Raw genomic sequence first — 13,268 nt, forward strand, 5'->3', positions numbered from 1 at the left:
GGATGACGCCCGATGCGCGGCAGCGCGACGCAACTGGGCTCGTTCGAAGCACGGGACGGCAGTCCCGACGCCGCGCCGGGCGCCCCGGCGGTCCCTGGCGTGTAACCTAGCGCCCCTCTGCGACGACCTGGACCGCGGCCGCGACCGACGCGCCTGTGCGTAGACGTGCCCCGCCAGGGGTGTCGCGGAATCACGGGCAGCCGGCTGGACATGAGCGCAAACGAAGTACAAGGGCAGGTGGACCGGTCCGCGATGCGGGCGCAATCGCGCTATGACGCATCCCTGCGCCTGTCGGTCGCCCCGATGATGGACTGGACCGATTCGCATTGCCGGGTGTTCCATCGCCTGCTCGCGCCGTCGGCGCGGCTGTACAGCGAGATGGTGCACGCCAATGCGGTGATCCATGGCGACCGCACCAGGTTGCTGGCGATGGATCCGGTCGAACATCCGGTGGCCCTGCAGCTCGGCGGCAGCGAGCCCGCACTGCTGGCGGAGGCGGCGCGCATCGGCGCCGAGCATGGCTTCGACGAGATCAACCTCAACTGCGGCTGCCCTTCCGACCGGGTGCAGGCCGGGCGCTTCGGCGCCTGCCTGATGCGCGAGCCGGGGCTGGTTGCCGAGGGCGTGGCGGCGATGATCGCGGCCGTGGCCTCGTCCGGGCGACCGGTACCGGTGACGGTGAAGTGCCGGCTGGGCGTGGATGACGACCACGACTTTGATCGTTTCATGGGCTTCATCGACGCGGTCGCGGCGGCGGGCTGCGGGACGTTCGTGGTGCACGCGCGCAATGCCTGGCTCAAGGGCCTCAGCCCGAAGGAGAACCGCGAAGTGCCGCCGCTGCGCTACGACTGGGCCTATCGGCTCAAGCGCGAGCGACCGGCGCTGCAGGTGGTGGTCAACGGCGGTATCGCCACGCCGGGCGAAGCGCTGGCCCACCTGGAGCACGCGGACGGGGCCATGCTCGGTCGCGCCGCCTACCACGATCCCTACACGCTGCACCGCGTCGACGCGGCGCTGCGCGGCGTCGATCCGCAGCCGCGCGCCGAACTGCTGCGGGCGCTGCGGCCCTATGTCGAGATGCAGCTGGCGCAGGGTATGCCGCTGCGGCACATCGCCAGGCATATCCTCGGTCTGTTCCTCGGCCAGCCCGGGGGGCGCGCCTATCGTCAGGTGCTGAGCGAAGGTGCGCATCGGCCCGGGGCCAGCTGGGCGCTGATCGAGCAGGCGCTTGCGGCTACGATGCGGGCGCCGGCAGCCGCCTAGGGTGGTGGCCGGCGTACGCGGAGCAGTCGGCATATGCGCCGGCTTCATGGCGATGAACCCCCGCGCACCGGTGAAGGAAAAGTTAAGGGGGGATTCACCGCGATCTTTCAAGAATGCCGGTCCGTTCCCGAGTCCCGCAGCTGCGGCCTTGCCATGTCCCGCGCGCAGTTCCGCCTGAAGATCGCCCTGCTGACCGCGCTTGCGGTCGCCGGCGGCGTGTCCGCGGTCTCGGCGCAGGAGCCGCCGCGCGAGCGGCGCGGGGCCGAACGCAGCGAGCGGATGCCGGAACAGCGGTTCCGCAACCGCGATGCGCTGTCCGATTCGGTGCGTCGTTTCGAGCGGAGCAATCGGGGAAGCCGCGTGCTCAGCGCCGAACGCATCCAGTCCGATGGCCGCGACGTGAACCGCATCAAGGCCATGGACGATCGCGGCCGTGTCCGGGTGTTCGTCGACGATCCGCAGCGGCGCCAGCCGCCGCCGCCCGAGCGCCGGCCTACACGCGACGACTACGAGTGAACCTGCATTCTGTTCAGGAAAGTCCGGCCACACTGGCCGTCTCACATTACTGAACGGAGTTGTCTCCATGCGCATCCTGCTCGTCGAAGACGAAGCGCCCCTGCGTGAAACGCTGGCCGCCCGCCTCAAGCGCGAAGGCTTCGCCGTGGATGCCGCGCAGGACGGTGAGGAAGGCCTGTACATGGGCCGCGAGGTCCCGTTCGACGTCGGCATCATCGACCTCGGCCTGCCCAAGATGTCGGGCATGGAACTGATCAAGGCCTTGCGCGACGAGGGCAAGCAGTTCCCGGTGCTCATCCTGACGGCGCGCTCGAGCTGGCAGGACAAGGTCGACGGCCTCAAGCAGGGCGCCGACGACTATCTGGTCAAGCCCTTCCATGTCGAGGAACTGCTGGCCCGCATCAATGCGCTGGTTCGTCGCGCCGCGGGCTGGAGCAAGCCCACGCTGGAGTGCGGCGCGGTGGTACTGGACCTCGCCGCGCAGACGGTGACGGTGCACGGGCACAACGTCGACCTGACCAGCTACGAGTACAAGGTGCTCGAGTACCTGATGATGCATGCCGGTGAGCTGGTCTCGAAGGCCGACCTGACCGAGCACATCTACCAGCAGGATTTCGACCGCGATTCCAATGTGCTCGAGGTTTTCATCGGCCGGCTGCGCAAGAAGCTCGACCCCGAAGGCACGCTCAAGCCGATCGAGACCGTGCGCGGCCGCGGCTACCGCTTCGCGATCCCGCGCAACGGCGAAGGCTGAGCCGCGCGGCCGCGGGCCGCGGCATCGGCTATCGTGGGCACCTGCCCGCGCGTCCGGCGCCGCATGACCCGCTTCTGACCCGATGAGTACCGGCAAGTCCGCCCGCGTCCTGCCCTGGCGGCCGCGCTCGCTGCAGGCGCGCCAGCTGATGGCCGCCAGCCTCGGCCTGATCGCCTTCCTGGCGCTGGCCGGGTATGCGCTCGACCGGGCGTTTCTCGATGTCGCGGGCGAGGGCCAGCACGATCGCCTGCGCAACTACGTGTTCGCCTACGCGGGCGATATCGAGTTCCTGCGCAGCGGCGACATCTACGTGCCGGACAACGGTCCGGACGATCGCTTCGACCGTCCCGGCAGCGGGCTGTATGCCGAGGTGGTGCTGCCCAACGGCAGCTGGACCTCCCGTTCGGCGTCGGGGCCGCAGTTGCCCGAGGCGCTGCCGCTGGCCGGTGGCGAGGAGAAGTTCGAAGGCCCGCTGCCCATGGTCCGCAGCGACGGGTCTCCCGGCCATGTCTACCGCTACGGCGTGGGCATGGTCTGGGCGCCGCAGGAAGGCGCGCCCGAGGCCGAGTTCCCCTACACGATCTATGTGATGGAGGATGCCGGCACCGTGCCGCGCCAGGTGCGCGTGTTCCGTGCCGCGCTGTGGGGGTACCTCGGCATCGCCGGCCTGATCCTGCTGTTGCTGCAGACCCTGGTGCTGCGCTGGAGCCTGTGGCCGCTGCGCAAGGTGGTCGAGGAACTCACGCGCGTGCAGCGCGGCCAGGCCAACCGCATGGGCGAGCGCCACCCGCGCGAACTGGAACCCTTGACCGACAGCATCAACGCGCTGATCGAGAGCGAGCGCGAAAACCTCGAGCAACAGCGCAACACGATGTCCGACCTGGCCCACAGCCTGAAGACGCCGCTGGCGGTGCTGCGCGCCCGCCTGGATTCGGATGCGGACGAGGGCGCCTTGCGCGAAGACGTGGCCACCCAGCTGCAGCGGATGAACGACCTGGTGAGCTACCAGCTGGGCCGTGCCGCCTCGACCGGCCACAAGCTGTTCGCCGCGCCGGTGGAGATCGAGCCGCATGCCGAAGCGCTGGTGCAGAGCCTGGAAAAGATCTACGCCGGCAAGGGCGTGATCTGCGAGTTCGACATCGATCCGGCCGCGCGTTTCCACGGGGAGCCGGGCGACCTGCAGGAACTGCTCGGCAACCTGATCGAGAACGCCTTCAAGTGGGCTGGCGCGCGCGTGCTGCTAACGGTCAAGACCGGCGAGACGGCGCCCAACCGCCGCCCCGGCCTACTGGTCGCGGTCGACGACGATGGGCCGGGGATTCCGGAAGAGCGCATCCCTCTGGTGCTGCAGCGTGGCGTCCGCGGCGACGAGCGGGTGCATGGCCACGGTATCGGCCTGTCGATCGTGCAGGACATCATCCGCAGCTATCGCGGCGAGCTGCGCGTGGGTCGATCGTCCGAGCTGGGCGGAGCGAGGTTCGAGGTGCGCCTGCCGCCGGGGCTGTGAATCCGCGCGCCGACGCCGACCTGGGCGATGGCGTGCCCCGGATGCAGTCCTGCCCGGCCTGAATTGCCGCATGGCCGCGACTGTCGTATCAGGCCGAAGGCGAGCGCCCGTAGAACCGTTCGAAGTGCGCCGCCACGCGCGGGAACGCCTCGCGCAGCAGGGCCGGGTCGCTGAAGTGGTATTCGCTGCACACGGCGAAGAACTCTTCGGGCGCTTCCGCGGCATAGGCGTCGATGGCTTCGCGGCCGGCGTCCACGTCGGCGACCAGGGCGTCGTAATCCTGCTGGAAATCGCGGGCCCACTCGCGCTGCCACGCGCGCGGCAGGGGCGGCGTGCCGTCGAGGACCCCGTCCAGCGCGTCGAGCTTGTGCGCCATCTCGTGCACCGCCACGCAGAAGCCGGCGTGGGGATCGTCCAGATCCGCCTCCACGTCGGCCCAGGACAGGATCAGCGGGCCGCCGTCCCAAGCCTCGCCGATCAGCTCATCGTCCCACTCGTGCAGGACACCTGCCGCGTCGAGGTGGCTGCGGTTCACCCGGAATGCGTCCGGATACACGATCAGCTGCGACCAGCCGTGCAGGCCTTCCTCGCCGAACTCCAGCAGCGGCAGGCAGCACAGGCTGGCCAGCACCGCGCACTGGCTGGCATCGAGCTGCAGGGGTTCGATGGGCGTGATCGCCTTGCGCTGCAGGAAACGCTCGGCCAGCGCGCGCAGGCGCAGCTGGCGGTCGGCGTCCAGGTCGGCGACCCAGCGCACGCGGCTGCGCACGCGGGCCCAGGCGTCGTCGGTAATCGGGTCGGGCGCGCGGCCGAGCAGCCGGCGGATCAGGCCTCCGGGCAACCCGGACGCCTCAGCGGATCATGCCCGGCAGGAAACTGTGCCAGCGCGGCGGGCGCGCGGTCGACTCGGCGTCGCCGCGGCGCGGGGCGGTGGTCCGGTTCCGGTTGGGCAGGACGGCACGCTTGTCGCCGGGACGCAGGGCCTCGGCTTCCGTATCGCCTTCCGCACCGGCATCGCAGCCCGCGCTGCCGCCGTTGGCGTCCATCATCGCAGGCTGGCGCGCGGCCGCGGGCAGCGCGGCACAGGCCAGCAGCAGGCAGAGCAGGAATCGGGGAGCCATGGCAACCATCCTTCGGCCAGAGTCGTTGCGGCGGCAACGACGCACTATAACCCGGATGCGGGCAGGGCACGGATGGTTGCAAGGCGGCCTGACGCAGGAACAGGGCGGTTCGTCGACATCGGCCCCGATCCCGGATAATCGGCCGCATGACCCGCCTGGACCTCACGTGACCGCCGCCGCCGACCGCGCACTGCTGCGCCGCCTGGGCGAGGGCCCGGTCTCGGGCGACGCGCTGGCCCGGGAAGCGGGGCTGACCCGGGCCGCGGTATGGAAGCGCATCGAGGCGCTGCGGGCGGCGGGCCTGCGGATCGAGGCCCAACCCGGCCGCGGCTATGCGCTGGCCGCGCCGGTGGACCTGCTCGACGCCGGGCGCATTGCCGAGGCCTTGCCGATCCCGGTGCGCGCGTCGATCTCCGCCCTGGAGGTGGCCTGGTCGCTGGAGTCCACCAATTCCCGACTGCTCGAACTGGGCGACCCCGGACCCGGGGCACGGGTCCTGCTCGCCGAGCGTCAGACCGGCGGCCGCGGCCGCCGCGGCCGGCCCTGGGCCTCGCCCCTAGCGGCCAACCTGTACCTGTCGGTGGCGCGCCGCTTCGACGCCGGCCTGGCCCGGCTGGGGGGGCTGAGCCTGGTCGCCGGCATCGCGGTGGTGGAGGCGCTGCACGGCCTTGGCGTGGATCGGGCGCGGCTGAAGTGGCCCAACGACCTGGTCGTGGTCGAGGAGGGCAGGCTGCGCAAGCTGGGCGGGATCCTGGTGGAAGGCGGCGGCGAGTACGCGGGCCCGGCGCGCGCGGTGATCGGGATCGGGCTCAACGTGCGGATGCCGACGGCCACCGGCGCCGCCATCGATCAGCCCTGGATCGACCTGCAGGCGCTGGGCGCGACGCCGCCGCGCGATCGCATCGCCGCAGCGGTGCTGGCGCGCCTGCTGCCGGCGCTGGAGCGCTTCGACGCCGAAGGGCTGGCGCCGTTCCTGCCGGCCTATGCGCGGCACGACGCCCTGGCCGGGCAGCCGGTGCGCATGCTGGTCGGGGAGACGGAACATCACGGAACGGCGCTGGGCGTGGCGGCGGACGGTGCGCTGCGGCTGCAGGGCGCCGATGGCGAGCGCCTGTTCCATGCCGGCGAAGCCAGCCTGCGGCCGCGAGGCGGGACATGAGCGCCTGGCTGTTCGACCTCGGCAACTCGCGGCTCAAATGCGCGCCGCTCGGGGATGACGGCCTGCCGGGCGAGGTGCTGGCGTTCGCGCATGGGGAGGCGGGGCTGGCGCCGGGCTGGGACGCCGCGCTGCCGCCGCGTATCGACGCGGCCTACGTGGCCAGCGTCGCTTCGCCGGCCCGGCGCGTGGCCCTGCTCGACGCCCTCGCCGCGCGCAGCGGCCGGATCAGCGTGGCCGCGACCCAGCGTGCGTGGCAGGGCCTGCGCATCGCCTACGACGAACCCGCCCGGCTCGGCGTGGACCGCTTCATGACCCTGCTGGCGGCGCACCGGCGCGGCGGTGCCTGGTTGCTGGTGGGCGTGGGCACGGCCCTGACCATCGATCTGGTCGATGCCCGAGGCCACCACCATGGCGGCCGCATCGCGCCGTCGCCGACGCTGATGCGCGAGGCGCTGCATGCACGCGCGGCGCAGTTGCCCGACCACGGCGGCCGCTACCGGCTGTTCGCTGCCGACACGGGCGATGCGCTGGCCTCGGGCTGCCTGGGCGCGGCCCTGGCTCTGGTGGTGCAAAGCCGGGAGGCGGCGCGCGAGCTCTGTGCGGGGGCGGTCTCACTGCTGCTGCACGGCGGGGGCGCCCCCGACCTGCTGCCCCACCTGCCCGATGCCCGGTACGTGCCGGCACTGGTGCTCGAGGGACTGGCAGGCTGGGCGCGGCCCGCGCCCGCTCGCCGCTAGAATCGCCCCATGCTCCTGCGCGCCCTCATCGTCCTGTTGCTGATCCTCAATCTCGGCGTGGCGCTGTGGTGGAGCACGCGCGGGGAGGCGCCTGCAGCGCCGGCGCCGACGCTGCCCGCCGGCGCCGAGCCGCTGCGCCTGCTGGCTGAGGAGGCGCCAACGCCCCCCTCCACCCCCGACCCTGTTCCAGCGCCAGGCCCGGCAGCGGCTGGGCTGCCGGACGTCCCGCCGCCGCCTGCCGCTGCCCAGGAACCGGCCGCAACCGCCGCCGCAGAGGCCACGGTCTGCCGCAGCTTCGGCCCCTTCGACGATGCCGCCGCGGCCGCGCAGGCCCAGGCGCGACTGGCCCCGCTGGCGCGCAGGCTCGCGACCCGGCAGGTGCGTCCCGAGGCGCGTGGCTGGCAGGTGCTGCTGCGGGGAATGCCCGATCGCGATGCGGCGGCGGCCACCGCGTCGCGCCTGGTCGCCGCCGGTTTCCGCGACCATTACCTGATGCCGACCGCCGACAACGGCCAGGTCGACATCGCGCTGGGTCGCTTCGGCGGCGAGGCCGCGGCGCAGCGCCACCGTGAAGCGCTGGTCGCGGCGGGGTTCGGTGCGGTTGCCGAGCCGCTGGGCGATCCGGGCGCCCCGCGCTACTGGATCGACGCCGCCCTGGGGGCCGAGGTGGACCCGGCCGCAGCCCAGCGCGCCAGCGGCGCGGCGCGCAGCGAGCCGCGCGAATGCGAAGCGCCGGCTGCAGGCTAGAATGCTGCGGCTGGCCGGTCGCTACGCGCACCGTCACGTTCCTGCCGCTTTAGCTCAGTTGGTAGAGCAACGGTCTTGTAAACCGTAGGTCGTCCGTTCGATTCGGACAAGCGGCACCATCCCGTCCAGCCGGCGCCTGCCGTGGCATGGAATCCGGCAGGCCGGTGCGGCCGGCCCGGGTCGCGACGGGCGGCCGGTGGCCTAGACTTCCTGCCCAGACCCTTGCAGGAGCAACCATCACCATGGCCCGAAGCTACCCCGCGGTTTCGATCTTCGGCGTGCCCACCGACGTGGGGGCCGGTGCCCGCGGCGCGTCGATGGGGCCCGAAGCCCTGCGCGTGGCCGGCCTGGCCGAGGCGCTGCGCATGCGCGGCGTGGACGTGCGCGACATCGGCGATGTCGCCGGGCCGAAGAACCCCTGGCTGCCGCCCGCCGATGGCTACCGCCATCTGTCCGAGGTGGTGGCCTGGAACCAGGCGGTGTTCGACGCCTCGTCCGCGATCCTCGCCGAGGGCCGCTTGCCGTTGATGCTGGGCGGCGACCATTCGCTGGCCGTGGGTTCGATCGCCGCGGTCGCCGAGCACTGCCGCCGCAGCGGCAAGACCCTGCGCGTGCTGTGGCTGGACGCGCATACCGACTTCAACACCAGCGCGATCACGCCCTCGGGCAACGTCCACGGGATGCCGGTCGCCTGCCTGTGCGGGATCGGTCCGGAGCCGCTGGTGCGCATGGGCGGGCACGTGCCGGCGCTGGTGCCGGCCCAGGTGCGCCAGATCGGCATCCGCTCGGTGGACCAGGACGAGAAGCGCCTGGTCAAGGAACACGGGCTGGACATCTACGACATGCGCTACATCGACGAAGTGGGCATGCGCCAGACCATGCAGCAGGTGCTGATGGGCCTGGACGAGAGCACCCATCTGCACGTGAGCTTCGATGTCGACATCCTCGATCCGTCCATCGCCCCGGGAACCGGCACGCCGATCCCGGGCGGGGTGAACTACCGCGAAGCGCAGTTGATCATGGAGATGATCGCCGACACCGGGTTCCTGGGTTCTCTGGATGTGGTGGAGGTCAACCCCGCGCTGGACGACCGCAACAGCACCGCCGAACTGTCCGTGGACCTGGTGGAAAGCCTGTTCGGAAAATCCACGCTAATGCGCGATTGAGGCGCCTTGACGCGGCCTCCACCTGGATGAACGCGCTGGCGCGGTGGCCACGCCTTCAACGCATATTTCACGCCTGCGGCGGTGTCATGTCCCGGACGAGCGCGGAAGGCCGCGCGCGCACTACTCCAGGAGAATGCAGATGAAGCGTTTCATGGCCCTGATGCTGATCGCCATGTTCTCGGTCGGCACGCTGTCGGCGTGCAACACCACCAAGGGCTTCGGCCAGGATGTCGAAAAGGTCGGCGACAAGATCGAAGGCGCGGCCAAGGATACCGGCGCGACCGAGCCGCGCTGAGGTCTGCGCGAAAACAGGCGAGCTAGAGGCCGGCGGAAACGCCGGCCTCTTCGTTTTCGCGTTTCAGCTGAATCCGAAGGCGGTATCGGCTCATCGATGTGAACGCGGATTGACGCATTCTTGATCGGTCCATGATGCGCCGTGACGCATGCTCTCCCCATCGACGCAACCACGTCGACTTCCCCCGCAAACGTGAGGATCGAGCGATGAACAAGGACATCATTTCCGGCAAGTGGACCCAGCTCAAGGGCCAGGCCCAGGCCAAGTGGGGCGACCTGACCGACGACGTGTTCGACGTCGCGCAGGGCGACAGCAAGTACCTGGCCGGCAAGCTGCAGGAGCGCTACGGCTGGGAGCGCGAGCGCGCCGAGCAGGAAGTGCGCGACTTCGAGCGCACCCTGGGCTGATCGGACCTGCCCAGCTGGATTCCGCGGCGCGTCCCTCCCCGACGCCGCGAATCGGAGGGCCGGCATCTGCCGGCCCTCTTCTTTTGCGTTTCCCGCAAGCGGATCAGCGCCAGCGGCCGGGCGGATCGGGAACGAAACCGCCCGGAAAGGCTCGCGGGCGATGCCGGCTCCAGCGCGCCGCAGGCAGGATGCCGCGCGCAGCCAGGGCGGCCGGGGTGTCGTAGCGCAGCTGGGTGATCTGGGCCGGGCGCGAACTGCGGTCGAACGTCGTCTGTGCGGCGGGCGACCAGGCGTGTTCGCCGTGGCCGGTACCGATGCGCTGCGGCACTGCAGCCATCGAGCCGGCCGTTTCGGCCGTGGGTGCGGGGGCGCGTGACTTCGCGGGCGCGGCGTCGCGCGCGATGGGCGGCGGTGCCGACGGCGTCCGGGGCCTGCGCTCGCGGAAGGCCGCGATCCCGATGGTGCCGATGTGGTCGGGTCGGCCCGTGCGCGCCGCATAGCTGTCGGGCAGCGCGGTGAACACGAACTGCGCGACCTCGTGGTGCGACTTGCGCCAACCGGCGATCTCCGCGCTTTGCCAGGGCGCCAGCACGTAGCCGGCCTGGGCCGGATCGGCGGTCTGGCCGGTCACCGCGTTGACGCCGTCGACCGACAGCACCACCAGCACGCGTTCGCCCGTGGTGTTGGTCAGGCGTACCGCGTAGCGGTGCCCGGGCGTGCCGGCGATCCAGGTGTCGCCCGGGTGCGGGTACTGCTCCAGCCAGCGGCCGCTGTCGCGGTCGACGATCTCCATGCGGACAGGGGGCGCGGCGGCGGCGGGGGCGCAGGCCAGGACGGCGAGCGCGGCAAGGGACAGGGCGAGGCTGCGGGACATGGCGGATCTCCGTGGGTGCCGCTGCAATCAACGCGCGGGGGCGCCAGGCGGGGTGACGCCGGGCGGGCTGGCGGCGGCAGCGGTTAAACTCGTGGTCCGTTTTCCGCCTGTCTTCCGCAATGTCGCCTGCTCCCGTCCGCGTCCTCACCGGTATCACCACCTCGGGGACGCCACACCTCGGCAACTACGTCGGCGCGATCCGTCCGGCGGTAGCCGCCAGCCGTGCCGCCGACGCGGAAAGCTTCTATTTCCTGGCCGACCTGCACAGCCTGATCAAGGCCCAGGACCCGGCGCGCACGCAGCGCTCGACGCTGGAGATCGCCGCGGCCTGGCTGGCCTGCGGCCTGGATCCGTCGAAGGTGTGGTTCTACCGCCAGAGCGACGTGCCCGAGATCACCGAACTGACCTGGTACCTGACCTGCGTGGCAGGCAAGGGCATCCTCAACCGCGCCCACGCCTACAAGGCCGCGGTGGACCGCAACCGCGCCGAGGGCGAGGACGACGATGCGGGCGTGACTGCGGGCCTGTTCATGTATCCGGTGCTGATGGCCGCCGACATCCTGCTGTTCAACGCCCACCGCGTGCCGGTGGGTCGCGACCAGGTGCAGCACATCGAGATGGCGCGCGACTTCGGCCAGCGCTTCAACCACGTCTATGGGCGCGACTGGTTCACCCTGCCCGAAGCGGTGATCGAGGAGCACGTGGCGACGCTGCCCGGGCTGGACGGTCGCAAGATGAGCAAGAGCTACGGCAATACCATCCCGATGTTCGTGCCGCCGGCGGAGCTGAAGAAGCTGGTGTTCTCGATCGTCACCGATTCTCGCGCGCCGGGCGAAGCCAAGCAGACCGAGGGCTCGGCGCTGTTCCAGCTCCACCAGGCGTTCGCGACCGCCGAGGAATCGGCGGCCTTCGCACAGGCCTATGCCGAAGGCATCGGCTGGGGCGAGGCCAAGCAGCGGGTGTTCGACCTGGTGGAGCGCGAGATCGCGCCGCTGCGCGCGCGCTACCTCGACCTCGTCGCGCGCCCCGGCGACATCGAGGACACGCTGCGCGACGGCGCGCGCCGTCTGCGCGAGCGTTACGCCACGCCGCTGCTGGCGCAGCTGCGCGAGGCCGTGGGCCTGCGCGACCTGTCGAAGGTGCAGCTGGGCGCGATGGAAGTCGAGACGGTGGAGAAGCCGCCGCTGGCGACGTTCAAGCAGTACCGCGAGGCCGATGGCCGCTTCTACTTCAAGCTGGTCGAGGGCGAGCGCGTGCTGTTGCAGAGCCATGCCTTCGACGCGCCGCGCGATGCCGGGCAGGCCATCGCCGCGCTGCGCCGCGGCGACGTGCCGCTGGGACAGGCTCACGCGACGCTGGGCGAAGGCGTCGACGAGGCCGCGGTGCAGGCCGCGCTCGCCGCACTCGCCGCTGCCGATGCGGACAAGGCCGCGGCCAAGGCGGGACAGGCATGAACCCGCTGGTCGAGCTCAACCTCACCCTGATCCTGTTCCTGCCCTGGTTCGCGATCCTGGCCGTGCTGTACTGGATCTTTCCGCGCCAGCCGCGCGGGCTCGCGCGGGTGCTCTACGACCTGGCGACGCTGGCGCTGTCGGTGGCGGCGTTCCTGTGGAGCGTGTACTGGTCGCTCGACAATGCCGACACCGGCTACGGCAAGCTGTGGCCGCAGATCCTGGCCACGGCGCTGGGTTATGGCGTGTTCCTGGCCGCGCTGGGTCTTGCCTTCGCGTTGCGCCACCTGCTGTTCCGCCGTCGTCGCTGAGGCCGCGCGAAGCGCGATGGACAACGACGGCATCACCCTGATCGACACGGGCTACATCCGCCCGGGGCTGTGCGCGGCCTGGCTGGTGCACGGCGAGGGCGGGCGCGCCGCGCTGGTGGACTGCGGCACCGCCACCTGCGTGGACACCGTGCTGGCGGCGATCGATGCGGCGGGCGTGGCGCGCGAGGCGGTGGACTGGCTGCTGGTGACCCATGTGCACCTCGACCATGCCGGCGGCGCGGGGCCGCTGATGCGCGCGCTGCCCAACGCGCGGCTGGTGGTGCATCCCCGCGGCGCGCAGCACATGATCGACCCCACGAAGCTGATCGCCGGTGCCCGCGCCGTCTATGGCGAGGCGATGTTCGAACGCGACCACGCCGGCATGCTGCCGGTGGACGCGGAGCGGGTGGTGGTGGCCGAGGACGGGCATGTGGTGGAACTGGCCGGGCGCCCGCTGCGCTGCGTGGACACGCCCGGACACGCGCTGCATCACTACAGCGTGTGGGACGCGGCCAGCCGCGGCTGGTTCGCCGGCGATGCCTTCGGCCTGTCCTATCGCGAATTCGACAACGGCAATGGTGCCTTCGCCGTGCCGACGACCTCGCCGGTGCAGTTCGATCCGGAACAGATGAAGGCCTCGATCCGGCGCCTCGTCGCCGCTGGGCCGCGGGCGATCCATATCGCCCACTACGCCACGCTGTCCGAATGCGCGCGGCTGGGCGAGGCGCTGGTCGAGCTGGTGGACCGCATGGTGGAGATCGCGCGCGCGGCCGACGGACGGCCCGACCGCCACGCGCGCATCGTCGCGCGCATGACCGCGCTCTACGTCGAGCGCGCGCAGGCGCATGGCATCGCCGATGCCGCCACGCGCGTGGACGAGGTGCTCGGCGGCGACATCGAGATCAACGCGCAGGGGCTGTGCGTCTGGCTCGACCGGCTCGCCCGCCAGGCCTGAACGCC

At 71.3% G+C, this 13,268-nt stretch carries 16 protein-coding genes and 1 tRNA gene; 14 read left to right on the forward strand and 3 right to left on the reverse strand.

What is annotated here, in order from left to right:
* Positions 1-252: 252 nt before the first annotated feature.
* From dusA to ACQYVW_RS10710, 4 genes are all read left to right on the forward strand, one after another.
* Entirely contained in the window at positions 253-1,263 is a 1,011-nt protein-coding gene (dusA, locus tag ACQYVW_RS10695) for a tRNA dihydrouridine(20/20a) synthase DusA (protein WP_434947209.1), read from the forward strand.
* A 153-nt stretch (positions 1,264-1,416) separates the two neighbouring features.
* Positions 1,417-1,779 (forward strand): hypothetical protein, encoded by a 363-nt coding sequence (locus ACQYVW_RS10700; RefSeq protein WP_434932301.1) that lies wholly within the window; start codon positions 1,417-1,419, stop codon positions 1,777-1,779.
* Between the two features lie 67 nt (positions 1,780-1,846).
* Positions 1,847-2,533, forward strand: a complete 687-nt coding sequence (locus tag ACQYVW_RS10705; RefSeq protein WP_434932302.1) for a response regulator transcription factor — start codon at positions 1,847-1,849, stop codon at positions 2,531-2,533.
* Between the two features lie 82 nt (positions 2,534-2,615).
* The gene (locus tag ACQYVW_RS10710; RefSeq protein ID WP_434932303.1) at positions 2,616-4,040 is read left to right on the forward strand and encodes an ATP-binding protein; all 1,425 of its coding nucleotides are present in this window, start codon (positions 2,616-2,618) and stop codon (positions 4,038-4,040) included.
* 88 nt (positions 4,041-4,128) lie between these two features.
* On the opposite strand, the gene ACQYVW_RS10715 is transcribed toward ACQYVW_RS10710, so the two are convergent.
* Positions 4,129-4,881 carry a M90 family metallopeptidase gene (locus ACQYVW_RS10715; protein WP_434946997.1) on the reverse strand — a complete coding sequence of 251 codons (753 nt, stop codon included), beginning with the start codon at positions 4,879-4,881 and terminating at the stop codon, positions 4,129-4,131.
* A gap of 10 nt (positions 4,882-4,891) precedes the next feature.
* Positions 4,892-5,161 carry a hypothetical protein gene (locus tag ACQYVW_RS10720; protein ID WP_434946998.1) on the reverse strand — a complete coding sequence of 90 codons (270 nt, stop codon included), beginning with the start codon at positions 5,159-5,161 and terminating at the stop codon, positions 4,892-4,894.
* A 166-nt stretch (positions 5,162-5,327) separates the two neighbouring features.
* On the opposite strand from ACQYVW_RS10720, the gene birA reads away from it, so the two are divergent.
* The 7 genes from birA (at position 5,328) to ACQYVW_RS10755 (ending at position 9,672) form a co-directional block, all read left to right on the forward strand.
* Positions 5,328-6,320 (forward strand): bifunctional biotin--[acetyl-CoA-carboxylase] ligase/biotin operon repressor BirA, encoded by a 993-nt coding sequence (birA, locus tag ACQYVW_RS10725; RefSeq protein WP_434946999.1) that lies wholly within the window; start codon positions 5,328-5,330, stop codon positions 6,318-6,320.
* Positions 6,317-7,057 (forward strand): type III pantothenate kinase, encoded by a 741-nt coding sequence (locus tag ACQYVW_RS10730; protein WP_434947000.1) that lies wholly within the window; start codon positions 6,317-6,319, stop codon positions 7,055-7,057. Before birA ends, ACQYVW_RS10730 begins: the two co-directional genes overlap by 4 nt.
* 9 nt (positions 7,058-7,066) lie before the next feature.
* Positions 7,067-7,804, forward strand: a complete 738-nt coding sequence (locus ACQYVW_RS10735) for a hypothetical protein (RefSeq protein ID WP_434947002.1) — start codon at positions 7,067-7,069, stop codon at positions 7,802-7,804.
* Between the two features lie 43 nt (positions 7,805-7,847).
* A tRNA-Thr gene (locus ACQYVW_RS10740) sits at positions 7,848-7,923 on the forward strand.
* A gap of 123 nt (positions 7,924-8,046) precedes the next feature.
* A complete protein-coding gene (rocF, locus tag ACQYVW_RS10745; protein WP_434936058.1) occupies positions 8,047-8,970 on the forward strand; it encodes an arginase in 924 nt (307 codons plus the stop codon).
* 139 nt (positions 8,971-9,109) lie between these two features.
* Positions 9,110-9,265: an entericidin A/B family lipoprotein gene (locus ACQYVW_RS10750; RefSeq protein ID WP_434936056.1), complete on the forward strand. Its 156-nt coding sequence runs from the start codon at positions 9,110-9,112 to the stop codon at positions 9,263-9,265.
* Positions 9,266-9,471: 206 nt separating this feature from the next.
* Complete coding sequence (locus tag ACQYVW_RS10755) at positions 9,472-9,672, forward strand: CsbD family protein (protein ID WP_434936054.1); 201 nt, start codon at positions 9,472-9,474, stop codon at positions 9,670-9,672.
* Positions 9,673-9,775: 103 nt separating this feature from the next.
* Here ACQYVW_RS10755 and ACQYVW_RS10760 read toward each other — a convergent pair whose 3' ends face one another.
* Positions 9,776-10,546, reverse strand: a complete 771-nt coding sequence (locus ACQYVW_RS10760; RefSeq protein ID WP_434936052.1) for a hypothetical protein — start codon at positions 10,544-10,546, stop codon at positions 9,776-9,778.
* Positions 10,547-10,665: 119 nt separating this feature from the next.
* Here ACQYVW_RS10760 and ACQYVW_RS10765 point away from each other — a divergent pair, with 119 nt between their 5' ends.
* The 3 genes from ACQYVW_RS10765 to ACQYVW_RS10775 are packed head-to-tail and all read left to right on the forward strand — an operon-like array spanning position 10,666 to position 13,263.
* Positions 10,666-12,000 carry a tryptophan--tRNA ligase gene (locus ACQYVW_RS10765; RefSeq protein ID WP_434936050.1) on the forward strand — a complete coding sequence of 445 codons (1,335 nt, stop codon included), beginning with the start codon at positions 10,666-10,668 and terminating at the stop codon, positions 11,998-12,000.
* Entirely contained in the window at positions 11,997-12,308 is a 312-nt protein-coding gene (locus tag ACQYVW_RS10770; RefSeq protein WP_434936048.1) for a hypothetical protein, read from the forward strand. The genes ACQYVW_RS10765 and ACQYVW_RS10770 overlap by 4 nt, the downstream gene beginning before the upstream one ends.
* A 16-nt stretch (positions 12,309-12,324) precedes the next feature.
* Complete coding sequence (locus tag ACQYVW_RS10775) at positions 12,325-13,263, forward strand: MBL fold metallo-hydrolase (RefSeq protein ID WP_434936046.1); 939 nt, start codon at positions 12,325-12,327, stop codon at positions 13,261-13,263.
* Positions 13,264-13,268: the final 5 nt, after the last annotated feature.

Origin of the sequence: Luteimonas campi, from assembly GCF_051162505.1 — a bacterium.
Taxonomy (GTDB): Bacteria; Pseudomonadota; Gammaproteobacteria; order Xanthomonadales; family Xanthomonadaceae; genus Luteimonas.